The 24,815-nt window shown below is 72.3% G+C and carries 22 protein-coding genes; 13 read left to right on the plus strand and 9 right to left on the minus strand.

The features are described 5' to 3' along the window. Window positions 1-188: 188 nt before the first annotated feature. Together RISW2_RS17085 and RISW2_RS17090 are read left to right on the plus strand one after the other, a co-directional pair. The gene (locus RISW2_RS17085; protein WP_043773462.1) at window positions 189-950 is read left to right on the plus strand and encodes an NAD kinase; all 762 of its coding nucleotides are present in this window, start codon (window positions 189-191) and stop codon (window positions 948-950) included. Between the two features lie 46 nt (window positions 951-996). After that, window positions 997-1,689: a DUF4396 domain-containing protein gene (locus tag RISW2_RS17090; RefSeq protein WP_051492121.1), complete on the plus strand. Its 693-nt coding sequence runs from the start codon at window positions 997-999 to the stop codon at window positions 1,687-1,689. On the opposite strand, the gene RISW2_RS17095 is transcribed toward RISW2_RS17090, so the two are convergent. After that, window positions 1,674-3,566, minus strand: coding sequence for a propionyl-CoA synthetase (locus RISW2_RS17095; RefSeq protein WP_043773464.1), 1,893 nt, complete (start codon window positions 3,564-3,566; stop codon window positions 1,674-1,676). The genes RISW2_RS17090 and RISW2_RS17095 overlap by 16 nt on opposite strands. 149 nt (window positions 3,567-3,715) lie before the next feature. Next, window positions 3,716-5,995 carry an NADP-dependent malic enzyme gene (locus RISW2_RS17100; protein ID WP_043773466.1) on the minus strand — a complete coding sequence of 760 codons (2,280 nt, stop codon included), beginning with the start codon at window positions 5,993-5,995 and terminating at the stop codon, window positions 3,716-3,718. Between the two features lie 122 nt (window positions 5,996-6,117). Between RISW2_RS17100 and RISW2_RS17105 the strand changes: the two genes are divergently transcribed. The 6 genes from RISW2_RS17105 (at window position 6,118) to RISW2_RS17130 (ending at window position 11,655) form a co-directional block, all read left to right on the plus strand. Continuing rightward, entirely contained in the window at window positions 6,118-6,555 is a 438-nt protein-coding gene (locus tag RISW2_RS17105; protein WP_051492122.1) for a cytidine deaminase, read from the plus strand. Further along, window positions 6,552-7,874 (plus strand): thymidine phosphorylase, encoded by a 1,323-nt coding sequence (locus RISW2_RS17110; protein ID WP_043773469.1) that lies wholly within the window; start codon window positions 6,552-6,554, stop codon window positions 7,872-7,874. Before RISW2_RS17105 ends, RISW2_RS17110 begins: the two co-directional genes overlap by 4 nt. Beyond that, window positions 7,871-9,079 carry a phosphopentomutase gene (locus RISW2_RS17115; protein WP_043773470.1) on the plus strand — a complete coding sequence of 403 codons (1,209 nt, stop codon included), beginning with the start codon at window positions 7,871-7,873 and terminating at the stop codon, window positions 9,077-9,079. Before RISW2_RS17110 ends, RISW2_RS17115 begins: the two co-directional genes overlap by 4 nt. After that, complete coding sequence (locus RISW2_RS17120) at window positions 9,079-10,083, plus strand: adenosine deaminase (RefSeq protein ID WP_043773471.1); 1,005 nt, start codon at window positions 9,079-9,081, stop codon at window positions 10,081-10,083. Before RISW2_RS17115 ends, RISW2_RS17120 begins: the two co-directional genes overlap by 1 nt. After that, the gene (gene upp, locus RISW2_RS17125) at window positions 10,080-10,712 is read left to right on the plus strand and encodes a uracil phosphoribosyltransferase (protein WP_043773472.1); all 633 of its coding nucleotides are present in this window, start codon (window positions 10,080-10,082) and stop codon (window positions 10,710-10,712) included. Before RISW2_RS17120 ends, upp begins: the two co-directional genes overlap by 4 nt. A 67-nt stretch (window positions 10,713-10,779) precedes the next feature. After that, complete coding sequence (locus RISW2_RS17130) at window positions 10,780-11,655, plus strand: hypothetical protein (RefSeq protein ID WP_043773474.1); 876 nt, start codon at window positions 10,780-10,782, stop codon at window positions 11,653-11,655. 10 nt (window positions 11,656-11,665) lie between these two features. On the opposite strand, the gene RISW2_RS17135 is transcribed toward RISW2_RS17130, so the two are convergent. Beyond that, window positions 11,666-12,697 carry a hypothetical protein gene (locus RISW2_RS17135; RefSeq protein WP_043773475.1) on the minus strand — a complete coding sequence of 344 codons (1,032 nt, stop codon included), beginning with the start codon at window positions 12,695-12,697 and terminating at the stop codon, window positions 11,666-11,668. Window positions 12,698-12,787: 90 nt separating this feature from the next. Further along, window positions 12,788-14,416, minus strand: coding sequence for an AMP-binding protein (locus tag RISW2_RS17140; protein ID WP_043773477.1), 1,629 nt, complete (start codon window positions 14,414-14,416; stop codon window positions 12,788-12,790). 126 nt (window positions 14,417-14,542) lie between these two features. Between RISW2_RS17140 and RISW2_RS17145 the strand changes: the two genes are divergently transcribed. Continuing rightward, a complete protein-coding gene (locus tag RISW2_RS17145; protein ID WP_043773478.1) occupies window positions 14,543-15,205 on the plus strand; it encodes a sulfotransferase family protein in 663 nt (220 codons plus the stop codon). A gap of 98 nt (window positions 15,206-15,303) precedes the next feature. On the opposite strand, the gene RISW2_RS17150 is transcribed toward RISW2_RS17145, so the two are convergent. From RISW2_RS17150 to RISW2_RS17165, 4 genes are all read right to left on the minus strand, one after another. Beyond that, entirely contained in the window at window positions 15,304-15,714 is a 411-nt protein-coding gene (locus RISW2_RS17150) for a hypothetical protein (RefSeq protein ID WP_043773479.1), read from the minus strand. Beyond that, window positions 15,711-16,763 (minus strand): alkane 1-monooxygenase, encoded by a 1,053-nt coding sequence (locus RISW2_RS17155; RefSeq protein WP_043773480.1) that lies wholly within the window; start codon window positions 16,761-16,763, stop codon window positions 15,711-15,713. The genes RISW2_RS17150 and RISW2_RS17155 overlap by 4 nt, the downstream gene beginning before the upstream one ends. A 97-nt stretch (window positions 16,764-16,860) precedes the next feature. Continuing rightward, a complete protein-coding gene (locus tag RISW2_RS17160) occupies window positions 16,861-18,135 on the minus strand; it encodes an acetylornithine deacetylase/succinyl-diaminopimelate desuccinylase family protein (protein WP_043773482.1) in 1,275 nt (424 codons plus the stop codon). An 82-nt stretch (window positions 18,136-18,217) separates the two neighbouring features. Beyond that, window positions 18,218-19,180 carry a DUF2125 domain-containing protein gene (locus tag RISW2_RS17165; RefSeq protein WP_051492123.1) on the minus strand — a complete coding sequence of 321 codons (963 nt, stop codon included), beginning with the start codon at window positions 19,178-19,180 and terminating at the stop codon, window positions 18,218-18,220. Between the two features lie 106 nt (window positions 19,181-19,286). Between RISW2_RS17165 and RISW2_RS17170 the strand changes: the two genes are divergently transcribed. From RISW2_RS17170 to RISW2_RS17185, 4 genes are all read left to right on the plus strand, one after another. Beyond that, window positions 19,287-19,847 carry a gamma-glutamylcyclotransferase gene (locus RISW2_RS17170; protein WP_043773483.1) on the plus strand — a complete coding sequence of 187 codons (561 nt, stop codon included), beginning with the start codon at window positions 19,287-19,289 and terminating at the stop codon, window positions 19,845-19,847. A gap of 51 nt (window positions 19,848-19,898) precedes the next feature. Next, a complete protein-coding gene (locus tag RISW2_RS17175; RefSeq protein WP_043773484.1) occupies window positions 19,899-21,131 on the plus strand; it encodes a biopolymer transporter ExbB in 1,233 nt (410 codons plus the stop codon). A gap of 3 nt (window positions 21,132-21,134) precedes the next feature. Beyond that, window positions 21,135-23,228 carry a peptidoglycan -binding protein gene (locus RISW2_RS17180; RefSeq protein ID WP_043773485.1) on the plus strand — a complete coding sequence of 698 codons (2,094 nt, stop codon included), beginning with the start codon at window positions 21,135-21,137 and terminating at the stop codon, window positions 23,226-23,228. A 183-nt stretch (window positions 23,229-23,411) separates the two neighbouring features. Beyond that, complete coding sequence (locus RISW2_RS17185) at window positions 23,412-23,840, plus strand: VOC family protein (protein ID WP_244437620.1); 429 nt, start codon at window positions 23,412-23,414, stop codon at window positions 23,838-23,840. 7 nt (window positions 23,841-23,847) lie between these two features. Here RISW2_RS17185 and RISW2_RS17190 read toward each other — a convergent pair whose 3' ends face one another. Further along, window positions 23,848-24,810, minus strand: a complete 963-nt coding sequence (locus RISW2_RS17190; protein WP_043773486.1) for a M23 family metallopeptidase — start codon at window positions 24,808-24,810, stop codon at window positions 23,848-23,850. Window positions 24,811-24,815 lie beyond the last annotated feature (5 nt).

Consider the following 24,815-nt stretch of genomic DNA (forward strand, 5'->3'; position numbering starts at 1 on the left):
GGCGCGACTGCGGCGCGCCGACGCGTTTCCGATGGGAAACTAGCCGCTGGCGAGGGTGTGTAAAGCGACACAGGCGACGCAAGTAAAGGGGAAGGCGACATCCGGTGCCCCCTGTCGCGCACCCCCGCTGGTCTCGGGGGAAAACTTGTGCTTGTTTCGGACCCGAACGGACACGACAGGAAACGACCATGTCGCTGAGGATCGCCTTCACCGCCTCGGATGCGCCCATCGCCGAGGCAGCCAAGGCGGCGCTGACGCGGGTCTACGGCGATCACGCGGAACGCGGCGCGGACGTGATCGTGGCCCTGGGCGGTGACGGGTTCATGCTGCAGACGCTGCACCGGACGCAGGCGCTCGCGGTGCCGGTCTACGGCATGAACCGCGGCACCGTGGGCTTCCTCATGAACGAGTATTCCGAGCACGGGCTCGAGGAACGGCTCGCCGCCGCCGAGGAGGCGGTCCTGAACCCGCTCTCGATGCACGCGCGCACCGCGGACGGGGCGGCGCACGAGGCGCTCGCCATCAACGAGGTGTCGCTGCTGCGGCAGGGGCCGCAGGCGGCGCGGCTGCGCATCAGCGTCGACGGCCGCCTGCGCATGGCCGAGCTCGTCTGCGACGGCGCGCTGGTGGCGACGCCCGCTGGCTCGACCGCCTACAACTATTCCGCCCACGGGCCGATCCTGCCCATCGGCGCCGACGTGCTGGCGCTGACCGCGATGTCGGCCTTCCGCCCGCGGCGCTGGCGCGGCGCGCTGCTGCCAAAGACCGCCGAGGTGACCTTCGAGGTGTTGAACGGCGAGAAGCGGCCGGTGATGGCCGAGGCGGATTCGCGGTCGGTGCGCGACGTGGTGCGCGTCGACATCCGCTCGGAGCCCTCGATCGCGCACCGGGTCCTGTTCGATCCCGGCCACGGCCTGGAGGAGAGGCTGATCCGCGAGCAGTTCGTCTGAGGCCGCCGCGGCGGGAACGCATCCGCGACGGCGTGGTTGGACGGGCATGGACACCCTGCGCAGCTTCCTCGATTCGCCCCTCTTCCTCGGGCTCTGGCTCGCGACGATGGTGCCGAGCGTCGTCTGGACGATCCGTGACCTCCGGACCCGCAACGCGCACCTGATGCCCCTGATGAAGCTCGTCTGGACGCTGACCGTGGCCTATTCGGGCGTGCTGGGGCTGCTGATCTACCGCTGGTCGGGGCGCAAGGAGATCGCCGACGACACGCTCGGCCGGCGCGGCTTCCGGTCGGTGTCGCATTGCTATTCGGGCTGCGGCATGGGCGAGATCCTGGGCGTTCTGGTGGCCGCGGGCCTCCTGCAGCTCGGGAACCTCTGGGTGTCGGTCACGACCTTCACGCTGGCCTACCTCTTCGGCTACGCGCTGACCGTGGGTCCGCTGGTGCAGGGCGGCATGGCGCCGCGACAGGCGCTGAAGGACGCGGCGCTCGCCGAAACGCCCTCGATCACGGTGATGGAGGTGACGGCCATCGGCGTCAGCCTCTGGCTCGCCGCCGGCGCGGGCATGGGCGAGGTGCGGTTCTGGACCGCGCTCATCGTGTCGCTGTCCTGCGGGCTGCTCGTCGCCTGGCCGGTCAACGTGCTGCTGATCCGCGCCGGCGTGAAGCAGGGCATGATGGACCCGCGCCACACCCATCACGGGCAGGGCGCTGTCCGCCAGGGTCACGTCCGCGGATAGCCGAGCGCCGCGATGCTGCCGCGGATCTCGTCGAGGATCGCGGGATCGTCGATCGTCGCGGGCAGCTTGAAATCCTCGCCGTCGGCGATGGCGGCCATCGTCCGGCGCAGGATCTTGCCCGACCGGGTCTTCGGCAGGCGGTCCACCACCTTGCAGAGCTTGAACGCCGCGACCGGGCCGATGTGGTCGCGCACGAGCGCGACGCATTCCTTCTCGACCTCCTCGTGCGGCCGGTTCACGCCCTTGGTCAGGCAGACGAAACCCATGGGCAGCTGGCCCTTGAGGTCGTCGCGCACGCCCACCACGGCGCATTCGGCGACGTCGGGATGGGCGGCCAGCACCTCCTCCATCCCGCCGGTGGAGAGCCGGTGGCCCGCCACGTTGATGACGTCGTCGGTGCGCGCCATGATCCAGAGATAGCCGTCCGCGTCCTTCATGCCCGCATCGCCGGTCTCGTAGTAGCCCGGAAAGCGCGAGAGGTAGGCCTTTCGGAACCGCTCGCCCGCATTCCAGAGCGTGGGCAGGGTGCCCGGCGGCAGCGGCAGCCGGACCGCGATGGCGCCCAGCTCTCCGGCCGGCTTCTCGTTGCCCTGCTCGTCGAGGATTCGCACGTCGTAGCCGGGCATCGCCACGGTGGGCGAGCCGATCTTGACCGGCAGAGCCTCGATGCCCACGGGGTTGCCGACGATGGGCCACCCGGTCTCGGTCTGCCACCAGTGGTCGTAGACGGGCTTGCCGGTCTTCTCCTGCGTCCACTCGATGGTGTCGGGATCGGCGCGTTCGCCGGCGAGGTAGATCGCGCGCAGCCGCGACAGGTCGTGGCGGGCGATATGCTCGCCCTTCGGATCCTCGCGCTTGACCGCGCGGAAGGCCGTCGGCGCGGTGAAGAAGCTCGCGACCCCGTGTTCGGCGATCACCCGCCAGAATGTCCCGGCATCGGGCGTGCCGACGGGCTTGCCCTCGAACACGATGGTGGTGTTGCCGTGCACCAGCGGCGCGTAGCAGATGTAGCTGTGGCCCACGACCCAGCCCACGTCCGAGGCGGCCCAGAACACCTCGCCCGGGTCGACGCCGTAGATCGCCTTCATCGTCCAGTTGAGCGCGACGAGGTGGCCCGCGGTCGGCCGCACGACGCCCTTCGGCGCGCCGGTCGTGCCCGACGTGTAGAGGATGTAGGCGGGATGGTCGCCCTCGACCGGCACGCAGTCCGCGGGCGTCGCGCCATACTGGAATCCGTGCCAGTCGACGTCGCGGCCGGGCGTCAGCTGCGCCACCTCCTGCTCGCGCTGCAGGATCACGCAGAACTCGGGCTTGTGCGTTGCCTGCGCGATGGCGCCGTCCAGCAGCGGCTTGTAGTGCACCACGCGGCCCGGCTCGATCCCGCAGGAGGCGGCGAGGATCGCGCGCGGCTTGGCGTCGTCGATCCGCACGGCAAGCTCGTTCGCGGCGAAGCCGCCGAAGACGACGGAGTGGATCGCCCCGAGCCGCGCGCAGGCCAGCATCGCCTCGACCGCCTCGGGCACCATGGGCATGTAGATGATGACGCGGTCGCCCTTTCCGACGCCCTTGGCGCGCAGGGCGCCGGCAAGCGTCGCCACGCGGTTGCGCAGCTCCGCGTAGGAAATCCAGCGCTTGGTGCCGGTCAGGGGGCTGTCGTGGATGATCGCCGTCTGCGCCCCGCGCCCGGCCTCGACATGGCGGTCGACGGCGTTCCAGCAGCCGTTCAGCATCCCGTCGGAAAACCAGTCGGAAATCCCGTCGCCGCGGTCGAACTGCGCCCGCGACGGCGGTGTGTGCCAGTCGATCCGCTTGGCTTCGGCCATCCAGTAAGCTTCGGGGTCGGCCTGCCAGCCGGCATAGACGTCCTGATAACCCATTGCGCACGCTCCTCCCTCGTACCGGGAAAGTCTTACGCGCCCGAGGGACGGTGCGGCAAGCCGCCCGCGCGATGATTGCGCTAGCGCCGGGCCGGGCACCGCCGGGAAGCAGGGCAGGGCCGGAGGCGTCCGGCCCCGCGCCGCCGGGATCAGCCGTACTTCGCGACCGGCGTGCCGGCGATCGCCGCCATGTTGAGCAGCCCGCGCGCGGTGATCGAGGGCGTGACGATGTGCGCGCGGTTGCCGAGACCCATGAGGATCGGCCCGACCTCGAGCCCGCCGGACTTGGCCTTGAGGATGTTGCGCACGCCCGAGGCCGCGTCGGCATGGCCGAAGATCAGCGTGTTGGCGGCGCCCTTCATCCGGTTGCCCGGGAACAGGCGTTCGCGCAGGTCGGGATCGAGCGCCGCCTCGACGCTCATCTCGCCCTCGACGCAGAAATCGTTCGGCATCGACTGCAGCAGCGCCAGCGCCGCGCGCATGCGTTCGGCGGAATCGCTCGACTGGGTGCCGAAGTTCGACTGCGAGCAGAGCGCGATGTTCGGCACCACGCCGAAGCGGCGCACGTGGCGCGCGGCCCCCAGCACGACCTGTGCCAGCTCGTCGGGAGTGGGGCGCGTGTGCACGTGAGTGTCGGCGATAAAGAGCGGCCCGTCCTCGAGGATCATCAGCGACAGCGCGCCCTGCGGGTAGAGCGTCGGCGTGCCCAGCACCTGGCTCACGTAGTTCAGGTGCCAGCGGTACTCGCCGAAGGTGCCGCAGATCAGGCTGTCCGCCTCGTCGCGGTGCACCATCACCGCGCCGATGGCGGTGGTGTTGGTGCGCATGATCGCGCGGGCGAGGTCGGGCGTGACGCCGCGCCGGCACATGAGCTCGTGGTAGCTCTGCCAGTAGTCGCGGTAGCGCGGGTCGTTCTCGGGGTTCACGATGTTGAAGTCGCGCGCGGGCCGGATCTCGAGCCCCATGCGCTCGCAGCGCATCTCGATCACCTCGGGCCGGCCGATCAGGATCGGCTGCTCCGTCGTCTCCTCGAGGATGGCCTGCGCGGCGCGCAGCACGCGTTCGTCCTCGCCCTCGGCGAAGACGATGCGCCGCGACGCGCTTTGGGAGGCCTCGAAGACCGGGCGCATCAGCAGCGCCGAGCGGTAGACGCTGGCGTTGAGCTTGGCGCGGTAGGCCTCGATGTCGGGGATGGGCCGCTTGGCCACGCCCGATTCCATCGCCGCCCGCGCCACCGCGACCGACACCGTCGCGGACAGCCGCGGGTCGAAGGGTTTCGGGATCAGGTAATCGGCGCCGAAGGTCAGCTGCTCGCCGCGATAGGCCGCCGCCGCCTCTGCCGAGGTCGTCGCGCGGGCGAGCGCGGCGATGCCCTCGACGCAGGCGATCTGCATCTCGTCGTTGATCTCGGTCGCGCCCACGTCGAGCGCGCCCCGGAAGATGAAGGGGAAGCAGAGGACGTTGTTGACCTGGTTGGGATAGTCCGACCGGCCCGTGGCGATGATCGCGTCCGGCACCGCGGCGCGCGCGTCGTCCGGCATGATTTCGGGATAGGGGTTCGCGAGCGCGAAGATGATCGGTCGCGCGGCCATCCTGCCGACCATCTCGGGCTTCAGCACGTTCGGCCCGGACAGCCCGAGGAAGAGGTCCGCCCCCTCGATCACGTCACCGAGCGCCCGCGGTCCGCCCGGCTGCGCGAACTCGGCCTTCTGGGGTGTCATGTCCTCGGTCCGGCCTTCGTGCACGAGCCCGTGCAGGTCGCAGAGCCAGACGTTCTCGCGCTTCACGCCGAGCTTCAGCAGCATGTTGAGGCAGGCGATGCCCGCCGCGCCGCCGCCCGTCGAGACGATCTTGATGTCCTCGAACCGCTTGCCCGCGACGCGCAGGGCGTTCGTGGCCGCCGCACCCACCACGATCGCGGTGCCGTGCTGGTCGTCGTGGAACACGGGGATGTTCATGCGCTCGCGGCAGATCTTCTCGACGATGAAGCAGTCGGGCGCCTTGATGTCCTCGAGGTTGATCGCGCCGAAGGTCGGCTCGAGCGCGCAGACGATCTCGGCCAGCTTCACCGGGTCGGGCTCGTTCAGCTCGATGTCGAAGCAGTCGATGCCCGAGAACTTCTTGAAGAGGACCGCCTTGCCTTCCATCACCGGCTTCGACGCGAGCGCGCCGATATTGCCGAGCCCGAGCACCGCGGTCCCGTTCGAGACGACCGCCACGAGGTTGCCGCGGGCGGTGTAGTCCTGCGCCGTCTCGGGGTCGGCCTTGATCTCGAGGCAGGCCTCCGCCACGCCGGGCGAATAGGCGCGGGCCAGGTCGCGACCGTTCGCCATGGGCTTCGTCGCGCGGATCTCGAGTTTGCCGGGCTTCGGATGCCGGTGATAGTCGAGCGCCTGCTGGCGCACCTGGTCGGTGGTCTGGTCGGACACGTCGTCTCTCCCCCCTCATCGTGTGCCGGGTCGGGCTAGCCGATTCCCCGCACAAGCGGAAGGCGTCACGGCATCACCCGGCACGCGGGCGGTCTTGCGTCCGGTCGCGGGCTCTGCGCACGATGAAGGCCCGGCATCGGAAGGAGCGGCAGGTGACGCAGGCGGACACGGACCTCAGGGATGCGGCGCGCGCGGTGCGCGAGAACGCCTACGCGCCCTATTCGCGCTTCAAGGTGGGGGCGGCGCTGCGCACGCCTTCGGGGCGCGTCTTTTCCGGCTGCAACGTCGAGAATGTGGCCTATCCCGAGGGCACCTGCGCCGAGGCGGGCGCCATCGCCGCCATGGTCGCCGCGGGCGAGACGCGCATCGCCGCGGCCTACGTGGTCGCCGACAGCTCCGCGCCGGTGCCGCCCTGCGGCGGCTGCCGCCAGAAGATCGCGGAATTCGCGGATCCGGACGTGGTGGTGACGCTCGCGACCACCGCCGGCACAGAGACGTCGCTCAGGGTCGCGGAGCTTCTGCCCGGGGCCTTCGGCGCGGGACACATGGAGGGCGCGTGAGCGACGCGCGCAGGGTGATCGCGACGCTGCGGCGCGGGGACAGCCCCCCGCCCGAAGACCTGGCCTGGTTCGCGGCGGGTCTGGCCGACGGCAGCGTCTCGGACGCGCAGGCGGGCGCCTTCGCCATGGCCATCTGCATGGGCGGGCTCGGGCCCGAGGGGCGCGCCGCGCTGACCTGCGCGATGCGCGATTCGGGCCGCGTCCTGACCTGGGATCTCGACGCGCCGGTCCTCGACAAGCATTCGACGGGCGGCGTCGGCGACTGCGTGAGCCTCGTGCTGGCCCCCGCGCTCGCCGCCTGCGGCGTCTACGTGCCGATGATCTCGGGACGCGGCCTCGGACATACCGGCGGCACCCTCGACAAGCTCGAGGCGATCCCGGGCGTGACCACGAGCCTCGATGCCGGGCGGTTCCGGCGGCTCGTGGCCGAGGCCGGCTGCGCCATCGTCGGCGCCTCTGCCGACATCGCGCCCGCGGACCGCAGGCTCTACGCGGTGCGCGACGTGACCGCCACGGTCGACAGCCTCGACCTCATCACCGCCTCGATCCTGTCGAAGAAGCTCGCCGCGGGGCTCGACGGGCTGGTCCTCGACGTCAAGGTCGGCTCGGGCGCGTTCATGAAGGACGACGCGCGGGCGCGGGCACTGGCCGAGGCGCTCGTCGCCACCGCCTGCCGCGCGGGCTGCCCGACGACGGCGCTGATCACCGGCATGGACGAACCGGCCGCCCCCGCGCTCGGCAACGCGCTCGAGGTGGCGGCGGCAATGGCCGTGCTGACGGGCGCCGCGACGGGGCCGCTCCACGACCTGGCGACCGCGCTCGGGGGCGAGCTACTCGCCTCGGCCGGGCTCGCCGCGTCGGCCGCGTCGGGGGCGGAACGCGTGCGGGACGCCATCGCCGGGGGCGGCGCGGCCGAGCGTTTCGGCCGCATGGTCTACGGCATGGGCGGGCCGCGCACCTTCGTCGAGGACTGGGCGCGCTTTTTGCCCGGGGCGCCGGTGGTGCGCGAGGTTTCGGCGCCGGAGGCGGGCCATGTCACCGCCATCGACGGCGAGGCGCTCGGACTGGCGGTGGTGGCGCTGGGCGGCGGCCGGCGGGTCGAAGGCGACCGGATCGACCCCGCGGTCGGCATCACCGACATGGTGCGCCTCGGCGCCCCGGTCGCGGCGGGCGCGCCGCTTGCACGGGTGCACGCCGCCCGCGAGGGCGCGGCGGACGCGGCGGCACGCGCGGTCGCGGCGGCGGTGACGATCCGCCCCGAACCGGGTCCCGTGCCGCCGCTCTTCCGCGGCCGGGTGGTCGACGAGGCACGACCGTGACGCGCGCCTTCCTCGTCGTCCTCGATTCCGTCGGCATCGGCGGGGCGCCCGATGCCGCGTCCTTCTTCAACGACGTCCGGCCCGACACCGGCGCCAACACGCTCCTGCACATCGCCGAGGCCTGCGCGTCGGGGCATGCCGAGACCGGCCGCTCGGGACCGCTGACGCTGCCGAACCTCGACCGGCTCGGGCTCGGCGCCGCGCTGGCCTGCGCGTCGGGGCAGGGGGCGCCCGGGCTGGGCGCCCCGCCCGAGGGACGCTGGGGAGCGGCGACCGAGATCAGCCCGGGCAAGGACACGCCCTCGGGGCACTGGGAACTCGCCGGCCTGCCGGTACCGTGGGACTGGCACTACTTTCCGCTCGAGGTGCCGGCCTTTCCGGCCGAGGTGATCGCGCGGGTGTCCGAGCTCGCCGGCACCGACGGCATCCTCGGCGCCTGCCACGGCTCGGGCACCGTCATGCTCGACCGCTTCGGCGCCGAACACCTGCGGACCGTGCGGCCGATCTGCTACACCTCCGCCGACAGCGTGTTCCAGATCGCCGCGCACGAGGAGAGCTTTGGCCTCGAGCGGTTGCTCGCGCTCTGCGAGGGGATCGCGCCCATGCTGCACGAGATGCGCGTGGGCCGCGTCATCGCGCGCCCCTTCGTCGGGCAGGAGGGCGCGTTCCGGCGCACCGCGAACCGGCGCGACTATGCCATCGCGCCGCCCATGCCGGTGCTGACCGACTGGGTGCAGCGGGCGGGGCAGCCGGTGATCGGCGTCGGCAAGATCGGCGACATCTTCTCGATGCGGGGGATCGACCGCGTGCTCAAGGGCGAGGACGCGGTGCTGATGGACCACCTCGACACGCTTGCGGACACCGCACCCGAGGGCGCGCTGGTCTTCGCCAACCTCGTCGAGTTCGATTCGCTCTGGGGCCACCGCCGCGACGTCGCGGGCTATGCCCGCGCGCTCGAATGGTTCGACGCGCGGCTCGGCACCTTCCTGCCGCGGCTCCGGCCGGGGGACCTCTTGTGCCTGACGGCCGATCACGGCAATGACCCCACGTGGCACGGCACCGACCACACCCGCGAGCGGGTGCCGGTGCTGGTCGCGGGATGCGGAACGGGGCCGGTCGGCCACGTGGCCTTCGCCGATGTCGCGGCGTCGGTCGCGGCGCATCTCGGGGTGACGGCGACGGGACCGGGACGGAGTTTCCTGTGATGGACGAGGACCAGATCGCGCACGTGGCGGACCTGCCCAAGGTCGAGCTGCACCTGCATCTCGAAGGCGCGGCGCCGCCGGCGCTGATCCGCGGCATCGCCGCCGAGAAACACGTCGACCTCTCGGGCGTGTTCCGCCCGGACGGCGGGTATGCCTTCAGCGACTTCGTGCACTTCCTGTCGGTCTACGAGGCCGCGACGGGCGTGCTGAAGACGCCCGCGGACTATGCCCGCCTGACGCGCGCGGTGCTCGAGGAAAGCGCCGCAAACGGCGTCGTCTACTCGGAAACCTTCCTGTCTCCCGATTTCTGCGGGGGCGGCGACCTGTCGGCCTGGCGGGACTACCTCGCCGCGATCCGCGAGACGGCGGAGGCCGCGGAGCGCGACATGGGCGTGACCCTGCGCGGGGTCGTCACCTGCATCCGTCATTTCGGCCCCGACAAGGCGCGCGCGGCGGCGCGCTGCGCGGCCGAGACCGCGGGCGACTGGCTCGTGGGTTTCGGCATGGGCGGGGACGAGAACCGCGGCGAGCAGAAGGATTTCGCCTATGCCTTCGACATGGCGCGCGAGGCGGGGCTGGGCCTGACCACCCACGCGGGCGAGTGGCGCGGGCCGGCCGAGGTGCGCGCGGCGATCGACGTGCTGGGCGTGTCGCGCGTCGGCCACGGTGTCCGCGCGGTCGAGGACCCGGCGCTGGTCGAGGAGCTGGCCGAGCGCGGCATCGCGCTCGAGGTCTGCCCGGGCTCGAACGTCGCGCTGGGCGTCTACCGGAAGCTTTCCGCGCACCCGATCGAGACCCTGCGCGGCAAGGGCGTGAAGGTCAGCGTGTCGACCGACGACCCGCCGTTCTTCCACACCACCATGAAGGACGAATACCGCAACCTTGCCAGGACCTTCGGCTGGGATGCCGATGTGCTGCGCGAGCTCAACCGGACCGCCCTCGACACCGCCTTCTGCGACGCGGCCACCCGCACCCGCATCGCCAAGCGACTGGAGACGCCATGACCGAGCACCTGACCGTCGTCGATCACCCGCTGGTCCAGCACAAGCTGACGATCATGCGCCAGCGCGACACTTCGACCGCGTCGTTCCGGCAGCTCCTGCGCGAGATCAGCCAGCTTCTGGCCTACGAGATCACGCGCGAGCTGCCGATGACGCGGCGCACCATCGAGACCCCGCTGATGGAGATGGAGGCGCCGGTCCTCGCGGGCAAGAAGCTCGCGCTGATCTCGATCCTGCGGGCGGGCAACGGGCTTCTCGACGGGGTGCTGGAACTCATCCCCTCGGCGCGGGTGGGCTTCATCGGGCTCTACCGCGACAAGACCACGCTGCAGCCGGTGCAGTACTACTTCAAGGTGCCCGACAGCCTCGAGGACCGGCTGGTGATCGCGGTCGACCCGATGCTCGCCACCGGCAACTCCTCTGCCGCCGCGGTCGACCTGCTGAAGCAGGCGGGCGCCACGAACATCCGGTTCCTCTGCCTCCTGGCCGCGCCCGAGGGTGTCGCGCGCATGCGCGAGGCCCATCCCGACGTGCCCATCGTGACCGCCGCGCTCGACGCGCGCCTGAACGAGAAGGGCTACATCGTGCCGGGCCTCGGCGATGCCGGGGACCGCATGTTCGGCACTAAATGAGCGGTCACAACGCTTTACAGACGCTATCCCTTGCTGGCATGGTGGTCCCGCATCTGTGGGGACAGACATGAATTTCAGACGCGCCCTCGCGCTGTGCTGCCTGGCGGGCGGCCTTTCCCTCGCGATGGCCGCCGAGGCGCAGCCACGCGACACCGACATTCCCGCCGAGTTCCCGCCCGAGAGTTTCGAGGGCCGGCAATACGTGGACAGCCGCGGCTGCGTCTATGTCCGCGCGGGGGTCGACGGGTCGACGGAATGGGTGCCGCGGGTCACCCGGTCGCGCGAGCACATCTGCGGGCAGACGCCGACGGGTGCCGGGGGCCCGATGCCGAGCGCGGGCGAGGAACGGCTTCGGGACGCCGAGAGGATCACCCTCGGGCCCGACGTGGCGCCGCCGCCGCCCCGCGCACGCCCGGTGCCCGCCGCGGCCGCCGCGCCGGTGCGCGCGCAGCCCTCGAAGCCGCCCGTCGCACCCGCGCCGCGCATCGTGCGGCCGGTGCCGCAGACCGTGGCGGACCGCGCGCCGCCGCCCTCCGCGCCGGCGCCGCGGGCCTACACGGTGCGCGGGACCGCGCCGCTCTGCTCGGCGACCGAGGGGCCGCACGGCGCGAACTACACGCTGCGCTGCGTGCCGAACACGTCCGACAGCGCCGTGATCCGCCGCAGCGCGCGGCAAGGGACGGTGACGGCCGCGTCCGACACGCTGCCGGGCACGACCCGCATCCTGCCGCGTCATGTCTGGGAAAGCCGCGACGAGCAGGTCCTGCGCATCCCCGACGGCTACCGCCCCGCCTGGGAGGACGACCGGCTCAACCGTCACCGCGCGAACATGTCCATCGACGGCTACATGCAGACGCAGCGGGTCTGGACGAACACGGTGCCGCGCCGGCTCGTGAACGCGGAGACGCCCCGCATCCGCCGGCCGAAGATCGTCGAGCCCTGAAGCCCGCGCCTCAGCCTCCGCAGATGCCCTGCAGCCGCAGCCAGTCGGCGTCGGTCAGGACCTGGCGGCTGCCCTCTCGCGCGCGCGGATCGGCCTCGATCAGCGCGATCGTCGTCTCGCCGGTGACGTCGAGCGCGTAGGCATAGGGCGAGGCGCGCAGTTCGGCCTTGGCGAAGGCGTCGATCAGCTGCTGCGTCGGCACCGGATCGTTCCGCCGCACGGTCAGAAGGTCCTCGGCATAGGCATCGAGCGCCGCGGCGGGCAGACCGCCGGTGGTCACGAGCTGCAGGCTTGCCATCAGCCCCGCATGGCGCAGCAGGTCCTCGAGCGGGTCGCTCGTCGCCGCGCGCAGCGCCTCGGCCAGCACGAAGCCCGCGGGAACGTCCGGATCCTCGGGGTCCTCGATCAGCGCGCGGTTCAGCAGGATGCGGCCGCCGGGCAGGTGCGCGGTGTCGGGCGGCCCCTCGGGCAGCACCACCAGCGCGTCGCGCCGCCGCTCGCCCAGCACCCGAGCCGCGAGCCGGCGCAGCGGCGCCTGCGCGTCGGGCGCATCGCAGGGCTGGCCCGCGACGCGGGTGATCCGCTCGAGCAGCGCCGAGCCGATCTCGGCCCGCTTGGCCTGCGGCACCACGTTGACCGAGTAGGTCATGAGCGCGCCGGGCAGCCAGAACACCGCCGCGGCGAGGATCGCCGCACCCGCGCCGCCTGTCAGCCAGACGCGCAGCTTGCCGGGCCGCGGCCGGCGGCGGTCGACCACGCGCAGGATGCGTTCGAGCGCGTCGATCATGTCGCGCTCGGTCTCGGGCAGCTCCAGCACCTCGCCCGGATCGCCGTCGGGATGGAAGAGCGCGGGGACCTGCCCGCGGGGCGTCGCGCGCGAGATCGCGGCCAGCGACCAGTGCGCCAGCACCCGGTCGCTCGTGTCCTTGATGGTCAGCGTGGCGTCGCCCAGCGCCACGACGACCTCGCGCCGCTGCGCGCCGATCTCGGGGCGCCAGAGACCGGTCGCCTCGAGCCGCTGATATTCCTTGAGCGCTGTCATGCCTCGGGCTGCTCTGCCTCGGTTCGGGCGATGCTAGCACGCCCTTTCCGCAAAGGTCCACGTGCGGAAAACGCGTGCGACAAGAGGGGCCTAGAGCGTCCGCGCCCGCTCGCGGAGCTGGAACTTCTGGATCTTGCCGGTCGAGGTCTTGGGCAGTTCCGCGAAGACGACGGTCTTGGGCGTCTTGAAGCCCGCGAGCCGCGCGCGCGCATAGGCGATGAGGTCGGCCTCGGTCACGTCGGCGCCGGGGCGGATCTCGACGAAGGCGCAGGGCACCTCGCCCCATTTGTCGTCGGGTTTCGCCACCACCGCGCAGAGGTTCACCGCCTCGTGTCCCATCAGCACGCCCTCGACCTCGACCGACGAGATGTTCTCGCCGCCCGAGATGATGATGTCCTTGGCGCGGTCGGCGATGCGCAGGTAGCCGTCCTCCTCCAGCAGGGCGAGGTCGCCGGAATGGAAGTAGCCGCCGGCAAAGCTTTCCTCGGTGGCCTCGGGATTGCGGTAGTACCCCTTCATCACGCCGTTGCCGCGGAACATGATCTCGCCCTGCACGGCACCGGTGCGCGGCACCTCGGTCATGGTCGCGGGGTCCATGACGGTCACGTGTTCCATGAACGGCATGCCCACGCCCTGCCGCGCCTTGCAGGCGGCGCGGTCGGCGCCCTCGAGGTGGTCCCACTTGGTCCGCCAGGTGCATTCGGTGGCGGGCCCGTAGGTCTCGGTCAGGCCGTAGACATGGGTGACGTTGAAGCCCATGGGCTCGATCCGTGCGAGCGTGGCGGGGGCGGGCGGCGCGCCGGCGGTGAAGACCTCGACCACGTGGTCGAGGGCGCGGCGGTCCTCCGCGGGCGCGTTGACGAGCGTGTTGAGCACGATGGGCGCGCCGCCGAAATGGGTGACCTTCTCGTCGGCGATGGCATCGAAGATGGCCTTGGCGCGGATCTCGCGGCAGCAGACGAGCGTGCCGCCCACCGCCGGCATCATCCAGGTGTGGCACCAGCCGTTGCAGTGGAAGAGCGGCACGATGGTCAGGTAGACGGGGTTCAGGACCATGCGCCAGGACAGGACCTGTCCCATGGCGTTCAGGTAGGCGCCCCGGTGGTGGTAGACGACGCCCTTGGGCCGGCCGGTGGTGCCGGACGTGTAGTTGAGCGCGAGGCTTTCCCATTCGTCGCCGGGCAGGATCCAGGCAAAGCGCGGATCGCCCGCGGCGAGGAAGTCCTCGTAGGTCTGGTGCCGGCCGGTCGCGGGATGGCCGGCCGCGTCGTCGGGCACCTCGACGATCCGGGGCGCGGGGCCTTCCATCGCCGCGACGGCCGCCTCGAGCAGCGGCACGAACTCGCTGTCGGCGATCACCACCCGGGCGCCGCCGTGATCGAGGATGTAGGCGACCGTGCCTGTGTCGAGCCGGGTGTTGACGGCGTTCAGCACCGCGCCCGAGGCCGGCACGCCGAAATGCGCCTCGGCATGTGCGGGCACGTTCGGCAGGAGGGTCGCCACCACGTCGCCCGGCGCGACGCCCGCGCGGGCGAGCGCCGAGGCGAGGCGCGTCGCGCGGTCGCGGTACTCGGCATAGGTGCGGCGGACGGCCCCGTAGACCACCGCCTCGTGGTCGGCGAAGACATGCGCCGCGCGCTCGAGGAAGGAGAGGGGCGTCAGGGGCGTGTGGTTCGCGCGGCGCTTCCCAAGCCCGGTCTCGTCGGCCAGCCAGCCCATGGTTCGTCTCCTCCCCTGATGCGCCCGTGCGGAGCCACAGGACCATGCGCCCGTTTGGACACTCTGGCAAGCGCGGCAGGGACGGGCGGATTTCCCGCGCCGGGGCGACCGGCTAGGATCGCGGCCATGATCATCTCGCGCCGGCGCCGCTACATCTTCGTGCACATCCCGAAGACCGGGGGCACCTCCATGGCGCTGGCGCTCGAGGCGCGGGCGGCGGCGGACGACATCCTGATCGGCGATACGCCCAAGGCGCGCGCCCGCCGGGGCCGCCTGAAGGGGCTCGAGGCGCCCGGGCGGCTCTGGAAGCACGCGACGCTGGCCGACATCGAGGGCCTCGTGCCGGAGGCGGAGATGGCGGGGATGCTGGTCTTCGCCCTGGTGCGCAACCCGTGGGATCGCATGGTGAGCTATTACCACTGGCTGCGGGTGCAGGACTTCCAGCACCGGGCGGTGGCGCTCGCCCGCGCGACCGATTTCGCGGGTTTCGTGGCGCATCCCGCGACCGCGCGGAGCCTCGCGCGATGGAGTTACGGCGCCTACCTGCGCGACCGCGCGGGGGTCGAGCGGCCGGGGCTGTTCCTGCGGCTCGAGCGGCTGTCCGAGGAGATGGCGCCGCTCGCCGCGCATCTGGGCTTCCTGCCCGAGCTTCCGCGCGTCAACGCCTCGGCGCGCCGGGCGGACTGGCGCGGCTACTACGACGACCGGACGGCGGAACGGGTGGCGGCGATCTGCGCGGAGGACATCGCGCGGTTCGGCTACCGCTTCGACCCGGACGGGTCCGCCTGACCGCGCGGAGCGGCGCGCGGGCCGCGCGCCGCGCCGGTCATCTCGCCCGGCCGCCTGCGGCGTCCGGGCTCGGGCGGGGCCGCTGGCGGCGGAGGGGCTCAGACGCCCACGTCGGGTCCGTGGCAGATCATCGGCGCATCGTCCTGCCGCGCCTCGTAGAGCACGGTCTGGCCGGGATCGTTCTCGAACACGGCGCGCAGCCCACCCTCGGCGCGGAAGAAGCTCCAGCACTGCGGGACGGGATTGTCCTCGTAGACGAAGCAGATGTTGCCCGCGTCCTCGTACCAGATGCCGTCCTTGCAGTCGCCGTCGAGGAAGGACCAGCGCACGCGGCGGTCCTCGAGGTACGTCTCGACGCCGTAGGCCTCGCCGTTCTCGCCGAAATAGAGCGTCTTGCCGGTGACGTAGGCCTCGAACTCGGCGGCGGTCATGGCCTCCTGCGCGGTGGCCGCACCGGCGAGGGCGAGGACCGCGAGAAGGGGCAGGAGGAGGCGGCGTGCACGGGTCATGGGGCGAGCTTGGCAGAGGCGGGCGCCGGGGGAAAGCCGCTTGGTGCATGCTTGGCCCAGGCGCGGGCGCGGCGGTCCATCAGGCGCCGCCAGAGCGGCGGCACCAGCGCCGCGGTCGCCATCACCGGCAGTGCGTGCGGCAGGATCGGCATGCGGTCGCGGTCGAGCCTGAGGCCCGGATAGGGCCGCCCGGGATGGGCATGGTGGTCGGAGTGGCGCGGCGCGTTCAGCATGAGCCCGGCCGAGACGCCCTGCACCGCGTTCCAGGAATGCCTCGCGCCCACGGGTTCGAACCGGCCCGGCGCGATCTCGGCGCGCCGAAGCCCGTAATGCTGCACGTAGTCCGACAGGAGCAGCTGCAGCTGCGCGTAGGCCGCAAGGCCCACGTAGACCGCGAGCGCGGGGAGGCCGCCGAGCGCCGCGACGCCGGCGAGGCAGGCCGCGGCGCCTGCGCCGTAGAAGAGGTAGGGATGCGTCCCGCCCCGGCCCCGCCGCAGCGCCGCCTCGGCGCGGTAGCCCTCGCGCAGCGAGCCGATCCAGGCGCGGCGGGCGAAGTGCCAGAACCCCTCGCCGAGCCGGGCGGAGTTCGGATCGCGGTCGGTCGCCACGTGCACGTGGTGTACCTTCGGATGCGCCGAGGCGTGGTGGCCGAAGAGGAGGGTCACGAAGACCGCGGCGCCGAGCCGGCGCAGCCCGCGATGGCCGCGATGGATCAGCTCGTGCGCGTTCGAGTTGCCGACCTGACCGAGGAAGAGTCCGAGCGCGACGAAGCCCGCGGCCTTCTCGGGGAGGGAGAGGCCGGGGCCGGCGAGCGCCGCGACGCCGCCGAAGAGGAGCGGCAGGTGCAGGAGCCCGAGCGTCGCCGACAGGAGGGTTCCGGCGGGAAACTCCCGGCCGGGCATGTCGGGGGCCGCGAGCGCGGCGATGCGGTCGAGGGCCCAAGTCACGAGTGCGATGTAGGCGAGGGCCGCCCAGAGCAGGGGGCCGCCCGCGGCGAGCCCCGCGCCGAGGAGCGCCGCCATCAGGAGCGTGATCGTGGCGAAGCGCATCGTGCCGTCGTCCTTTCCGCGCCGCGTGCGCGTTCCCTCCTGCGCGCCGATCGGGCCGCTGGCGCGGCGCAGGCGGGGCAGGGATGGGGCGGGCGGGTCACGGCAGCAGCAGCCGTTCGAGCGTGCGCGCCATGACGCGCGCCGAATCCAGCATGTCCGTCACCCCCACCCATTCGTCGGGCACGTGCGCCAGTTCCAGCCGGCCCGGCCCGTAGGCGATGCAGTTCCGCAGCGTGCCGATACGGTCGATGTGCTTCTGGTCGTAGCTGCCGGGCGATGCGACGAATCCCGCCTCCTGTCCCAGCGCCTCGCGGATCGCCGCGCGCACCTCGCGCACCACCGGCGCGTCCTCGGGGGTCATCGAGGGCAGCACGCGGTTCACCTCGCGCAGGGTGTAGTCGAAGCGCGGCCGCCGCGCCTTCAGGTCCTCGAGGAGCGTCACGATCTCGGCCTCCACATCCTCCACCCGCTCCTCGATCAGGAAGCGGCGGTCGATCTGGATACGGCAGCGGTCGGGCACGTTGTGCGCGGGAAGCCCCGTGTCGCCGGCCGCCCGTTCGGGCTCGCCGCCATGGATCGCGTTGATGTTGAGCGTCGAGGCGCGGGCGCCGTCGGGAATGACCGGCATGTCCGTGCGCCGCGCGGCGAGTGCCGGGAACAGGTCCTCCTCGAAGCGCTGCAGCACCGCGCCCATGTGGCGCACCGCGCAGTCGCCGAGGAACGGCATCGAGCCGTGGGCGATGCGGCCGTGGGTCTCGATCTCGGCCCACCAGCCGCCGCGGTGGCCGAGGCAGATGCTGTCCTTGCCGAGCGGTTCGGGGATGATGACGTGCTGCACGCGGTCGGGGGCGAACCAGCCCTCGCGGGCCAGGTGGGCGACGCCGCCATAGCCGCCCGATTCCTCGTCCGCGGTCGCCGAGATCTCGATGGCGCCGGCGAATTCCGGATGTTCGTCGACGAAGGCCTCGACCGCGAGGATGGCGGCGGCGATGCCGCCTTTCATGTCGCAGGTGCCGCGCCCGTAGATGCGGTCGCCGTCGAGCTCGGCGCCGAAGGGATCGCGGGTCCAGCCCTCGCCCACGGTCACGACGTCGGTGTGGCCGTTGAAGTGCACGCAGGCGCCCGGTCGCGCGCCCTCGATCCGGGCGACGAGGTTCCAGCGCGGGTAGCGGTCGCTGTCGCCCGGCGCGCCCTCGGCGCGGACCAGGGTGCAGGCGAAGCCGCGCGGGGCGAGCCGCGCCTCGATCAGCGCGCAGATGTCGCGGTAGTTCTCTCCGGGCGGGTTGCGCGTCGGCACGCGGATCAGGTCCTGCGTCAGCGCGATCAGGTCGTCGCGGCGGTCGAGGATGCGGGCGAAGAGGCTGTCGGTCATGGGAGTCCTGTGGCGCTTGGGGGCCGATGTTCCCTGCAATGCCCGGCAGGTGCAAGCGCCGCGCGCCCCCGCGGTCCCCGGATCAGGGCAGGCGCAGACGCGGTGCGGGTCCAAGCGGCACCGGGCCGAGGAACATGCTGCCCTCGTCGATGCGGATGCCCAGGTCGAGCGTGTCGGGATTGCCGCGCAGGGTCGCGACGAAGCCGATCGCGTCCTCGATGCCCTCCGCGATGCCGGGATCGATCCGGCCGCGGTCTGCCGCATCTGCGACGAGGTCGCGCCATTCCTCGGCCTGCAGGTCGAGATCGCCCGAGAGCCGGCCCTCGCCGTCCACGTCGAAATCGCCCGACAGGCGCAGGCGCGCGGGGCCGGGGACGTATTCGGCGAGGTTGAGGTCGACCGCGGTGATGTCCGTGCGGGCGCCGTCGGTGGTGATGGGCGCCGTGAGCGTCACCACCGCGTCGAGACTGGCGCGCTCGGGGTCGCCCTCGGCGTCGCCCGCGGCGACGCCCGACAACGCGGTGCGGTAGCGCACCGGGTCGTCCGTGGTCGCGGCGAGCGCCGCGTGCACTTCCGCGAGCGCGAGCCTGTCGGCGAAGTCGGGCACGAGCGTGAGGCTCTCGGCCTCGAGGACGAGCCGCGCCACCCGGTCGAAGGTCAGCCCGGAGAGCTCGAGGCTGCCGCGCAGGCCGGCGCTCTCGATGGCGACGCGGCCGGCCTGGGTCTCGACGCTCTGGGTCTCGGGCCAGGCGACGATCACGTGGCCGGGCCGGTAGGCCAGGCGGAAGACCTGCGCGAACGGCGCCTCCCACGTGACGCGCCCCTCGGGATCGCCGAGGACGAGCCCGGTGAAGGTGGCGTCGATCCGGTTCGGAAAGCCGCGCATCTCGAGCGCCTCGTAGCTGGCCTGCCACCCCTCGGCCCGGCGGGCGTCGAACCATGCCTCGATCGCCGCGCGCTGCCAGCGCACCTGCAGGAACCAGAAGGCCGACCAGCCGAGCGCGAGGACGACGACAGCAAATGCCAGCCATTTCATCGGTCGCATGTCGCGTTCTCCGTGCCCTGCCCGCGCGGCACCGCGGGCCTTCAGACCCCTTCAATCCGCGTCTGCGATGGTGTTTACAGCGCGCATCGGCAAAGGACCATGGTGCATGACCCTCTGGGTGTTCGGATACGGCTCGCTTCTCTGGAATCCGGGCTTCGAGGTGGCGGAGCGGCAGCACGCGCGCCTGTCGGGCTACCGGCGCAGCTTCTGCATGCGCTCGGTCCACCACCGCGGGACAGAGGCGTCGCCGGGGCTCGTCCTCGCGCTCGATGCCGAACCGGGCAGCCATTGCGACGGCCTCGCGCTCGCCGCCCGCGACGACCAGCAGGAGGCGGTGCTGGCCTACCTGCGCGAGCGCGAGCTGATCTCGTCGGCCTATCTCGAACGGCTGGTCGAGCTCGACCTCGCGGACGGGCGGCGGGTCACGGCGCTGGCCTACGTGATCGACCCCGACCACGTCCAGTATTGCGGCGACCTGCCGCTCGAGGAGCAGGCGGAGATCATCGCGGGGGCCACCGGCGGCCGCGGTCCGAACAGCGAATACCTCTGGAACACGACCGCTCACCTGGCAGACCTGGGCATTCCGGATGCAGAGCTGCAATGGTTGAGCGACCGTGTCCGGGCCATCATGGGCTCACCGCTTGGCTTGACCCGGCCGAAGGCATAGGGTCGGCCCCAAGCGCAAAGCCGCAATCAAACTTTCAGGAGCGGTCCGCAGATGGATCAGCCGGACCTCGAGGCCGAGCCGCACTTCTCCCAGCCGATCCGCCAGACCTTCCTGATGGTGGCGGTGCTGGGGCTGTCCGCCGCGGGCGCCGTGATGGCGCTGCCGCGGGTGCTGCCGGTATTCCAGTCGAACCCCTACCTGAACGGCTTCATCGTCTTCGTCTTCGTGGTGGGTGTGCTGGCCTGCTTCTGGCAGGTGGCGCAGCTCATCACCTCGGTGCGCTGGATCGAGCGGTTCGTGAAGGGCCGCAATGCCGGCGATGCGGGCCGTGCGCCGCAGCTCCTGGCGCCGCTCGCGGCGCTGATGCGCACGCGCGGCCGGCGGATGCAGATCACCACGACCTCGTCGCGCTCGATCCTCGATTCCGTGGCGCAGCGCATCGACGAGGCCCGCGAGATCACGCGCTACATCGTGTCGCTCCTGATCTTCCTCGGGCTGCTGGGCACGTTCTACGGGCTCGCCACCACTGTGCCCGCGCTGGTCGACACGATCCGCAGCCTCGTGCCGCAGGAAGGCGAGAGCGGGACCGAGGTCTTCTCGAGGCTGATGAACGGGCTCGAGGGGCAGCTGGGCGGCATGGGCGTCGCCTTCGCCTCCTCGCTGCTCGGTCTCGCGGGGTCGCTCATCGTGGGCCTGCTCGAGCTGTTCGCGGGCCACGGCCAGAACCGGTTCTACCGCGAGCTCGAGGAATGGCTGTCGTCGATCACGCGGATCGGGCTGTCCTCCGGGGCGGAGGGCGGCGACGAGATGTCGGGCGCGGCGCTCGCGCTCGAACAGGTGGCCGACCAGATGGAGGGGCTGCAGCACCTCTATGCCCGGTCCGAGGACAGCCGCGCCGAGATCGAGGACCGGCTCGCCCAGCTTGCCGACAGCATCGAGCGCATGACCGAGCGGATGGAGGCAACGGCGCCAGCGTCCAGCGCGCTTGCCCGCATCGCGGACGGGCAGGAGCGGCTGATCGAGGCGCTCGCCGCGCGCGACACCGATGGCGGTCTGGACGCCGAGAGCCGGATGCGGCTGCGGTCGATCGACGTGCAGATGCTGCGCCTCCTCGAGGAGATCTCGGCCGGCCGGCAGGAGACGATGGCCGAGCTGCGCACCGATCTCGCCGCGCTGACGCGCGCCCTGGGTCAGCGCCAGTCGGCAGGCCGCACGCCGCCCGCGGGCGGCGACAGCCCCATCCGCGCGCAGCGCTTCCAGCCCAAGCAGAGCCGGGAGGGCTGAGCCATGGCGCTTGCCCGGCGCAGCGGACAGCGGTTCCAGGCGTCGATCTGGCCCGGCTTCGTCGACGCCATGACGGGCCTCCTGCTCGTGCTGATGTTCGTGCTCACGATCTTCATGGTGATCCAGTTCGTCCTGCGCGAGACCATCACCGGGCAGGAAAGCCGGCTCGACTCCCTCTCGGCCGAGGTCGCGGACCTTGCCACGGCGCTGGGCCTCGCCCAGCGCGAGAACGAGGGGCTGCAGTCGCGCGTGGGCGAGCTGACCGCGACCATCGACGACACCGAGACGCGGCTGGCCGAGAGCGAGGCGATCGTGCGCAGCCTGACCGCCGCGCGGGAGCGCCAGGATGCCGCGCTGGCCGAGGCCGAGGGCCGCATCGCGTCGTTCGAGGAGCAGGTGGCGGGGCTCCTGGCCGAGCGCGACGACGCCGAGGCGCGCATTGCCACGCTCGAGACCGAGGGCGCCGCGGACGACCGGCGCATCGCCGCGCTGTCGGACGAGCGCGACGCCCTCGACACGGCGCTCGCGCGTGCGCGCTCCGAGATCGACGCGGGGGCCGAGGCCGCGCGCCTCGCCGCCGCGCGCCGCGAGGCGCTCGAGGCGCTGGTGGCCGACCTGCGCACCCGCAACGCCGACATGGACGCCCGCGCCACCGCGCTGTCGGGAGAGGTCGAGGACCTGACTGCCGCCCTGAGCGAGGAGGAGGCGCAGCGCCTCGCCGAGGCCGAGGCGGCGCAGGCGCTGCGCGACCGGCTCGCCGCCTCGAGTGCGGAGTTGACCGCCATGACCATGGCGCTCGAGGCCGAGCGGGCCGAGGCGGAGGAGACGCTGACGCTTCTTGCCGCGGCGCGCGCGGCCGAGGACGACCTGAACGCCCGGCTCGCGGCGGCGCTCGTCGCCGAGGAGGAGGCTGAAGAGACCCTGCAGGCCGCCCTTTCCGCGCGCGACACCGCGGCGGCGGAGGCGGCATCGCTCGACGCGCGGCTCGCCGAGGCCCGTGCGCGGGCCGAGGACGCCCAGGCGCTCGAGGACCGCGTCGCCCGGCTCGAGGACGAGAACGCGGCGCTGGCCGCGGAACTCGGCGCGCGGGAGGACGCTTCCGGCGCGCAGGCCGCGGCGATGGAGACGCTCCGCGCCGAGCTCGAGGCCGCGCGCGCGGTCGCGGAGGACCGACGCGCGGCGGCGCAGGCGCTCGAGGCGCGGCTGGCCGAGGCCGTCGCGGCCCGCCAGGACGCTCGCCTGAGCGAGGAAGAGGTCCGCGAACGGCTGGTCGCGGCGCTTGCCGCGCGCGAGGACGCCGAGGCCGCCCGCGCCGACGCGCTGACCCAGGCCGAGACGCGCGCGGCACTCCTGTCAACTGCCCGCGACGAGCTGGCCGAGGAGACCGGGCGTGCCGATGCGGCGGTCCGCCAGACCGAGCTCCTGAACCGGCAGGTCGCGGCGCTGCGCACGCAGCTGTCGTCGCTGCAGGCGCTTCTCGACGACGCGCAGGACTGCGATGCGGAGGCGCAGGTGCAGCTGCAGAACCTCGGCCAGGACCTGAACCAGGCGCTGGCCCGCGCCGCCGCGGAGGAACGCCGCCGCCGGCAGCTGGAGGAGGCCGAGCGCCAGCGGCTCGAGGCGGAGAGAGAGGATCTCGAACGCTACCGCTCGGAATTCTTCGGCCGGCTCCGGCAGATCCTCGGCGACACCGAGGGCGTGCGGATCGAGGGCGACCGCTTCGTCTTTTCCTCCGAGGTGCTGTTCCCGCCGGGCGACGATGCGCTGTCGCCCCAGGGCCGCAACGAGATCGCCAAGGTGGCCGCCATCCTGCAGGGCGTCGCGGACGAGATCCCGTCCGAGATCGACTGGATCATCCGCGTGGACGGGCACACCGACGACGTGCCGCTCCGCCCGGGCGCGCAGTTCGCGGACAACTGGGAACTGAGCCAGGCACGGGCCCTGTCGGTGGTGCGGTACATGATCGACGCGCTGGGCCTGCCGCCCGAGCGGCTCGCGGCGAACGGGTTCGGCCAGTACCAGCCGGTCGATCCCTCCGACACCGCCGAGGCGCGCGCGCAGAACCGCCGGATCGAGCTGAAGCTGACCGAGCAATAGGGACCGGGCCCCGGCCGCGTTGCCAGCGCCGCGCGGGCGGATAGGCTTTCAGGACCGGAAACCGGCCAGGTCGGTGCGGTTGGCCCGGCCCCCGCAAGGGCGGGTCCTTCGGACCGGCGCTCCGGTTGCGGTGTCCCATGGTCCAGGCGACCGCGCAGTCCCTCGCGGCCGGAAAGAAAGAACATGCAGATGCAGCAGCAGATCGCGGTGATCACCCTCGGAATCTCGGACCTCGCGCGGTCGACGCGGTTCTATCGGGACGGTTTCGGCTGGCGGCCGGTCTTCGAAAGCGACGAGATCGCCTTCTACCAGATGAACGGCTTCGTCTTCGGGACGTCGCTCACCCCCACGCTGGAGGAGGAAACCGGGGTGACGTGCCTCGGCGCGCCCGGCGCCGTGGCGCTGGCCCACAACGTGCGCAGCGAGGGCGACGTGCAGGACGTGATGGACAGGCTGCTGGCCGCGGGTGCGACGCTTCTGCGGGGGGCCGAAGCGCCGCCGCAGGGCGGGCGCCGCGGTTATGTCGCGGACCCGGACGGCCACATGTGGGAAATCGCGTGGAACCCGTCCTGGCCCATCGACGCCGACGGGCACGTCACCTTCGCGCCCTGAGGACGTTTCAGCGGACCGCCACCTCCGCATGGCGCACGGCGATGGCCGTGTCGCCGCGCATGTGGCGCACCGTGCCGCGATAGGTGCCGGGCGCCCAGCCGCCCTCGGGTGCGCGGCGGCCGACGGCGCGGAAGAGTTGTGCCTGCCCGCGTGCGATCTCGACCGCCTCCTCGAAGAGCGCGCCTTCGGGCCCCGTGGCCGAGAGGTGCAGCACGTCGCCGGTCGCGGCATGGAAGGCGTGGCCGTAGAGGACGATGGCATCCCCGGGACCGAGGGTGGTGCGGCGGGCGGCGCCGCTCTGCACGTCCTCGAGGTCCGGGACCGCGTCGCTCATGCCGGCGGTGAAGAGGCCGGCGCGTTCGTAGGCGGGCGGATCGGTCCAGAGCGTCGGGCCCCCGCTGCCGCAGGCCGCGCCGGCCTCGGGTGCGAAGGGGTCGACGCGCGCGCCGTCCTTCAGGACCGTCAGGTGCAGGTGGGGATAGTTGGTCTCGCCCGAAAGGCCGACCTGGCCCAGCACGTCGCCCGCGGCGACCTCGGTGCCGGGCGTCACGGCAAGGCTGCCGCGTTTCAGGTGGCAGTAGAGCGTCTGCAGGCCGTTCGGATGCCCGATCCGGACCGCGTTGCCGCATTCGCGGCCCGCGATCTCGGCGCGGCGCCCGGGCGTCAGCGCGATGTCGGGCTCGCCGTCGCGCACCGCCTCCACGGTCCCCGGGGCGGCGGCGAGGACGTCCACGCCCGCCTCCATCGCCTCGAACGACAGCAGCGCGAAATCGGTGCCGCCGTGGTCCTGCCGGGCCTTCAGCCCGCAGGTGTAGTCCGCGACGCCGGGACCCGGGTCGGCGTCCATGTAGTCCTCGATGAAACAGTCTTGCCCGAGCGTGCACGCGAGGGGCAGGTCCAGAAACGCGACCTCCGCCGCGACGGGCGCGGCGGAGGCCAGAAGTGCGAGGGCCGAGAGCCCGGGTTTCACGAAGC

The sequence above is a fragment of the Roseivivax isoporae LMG 25204 genome (assembly GCF_000521865.1).
GTDB classification, from domain to species: domain Bacteria; phylum Pseudomonadota; class Alphaproteobacteria; order Rhodobacterales; family Rhodobacteraceae; genus Roseivivax; species Roseivivax isoporae.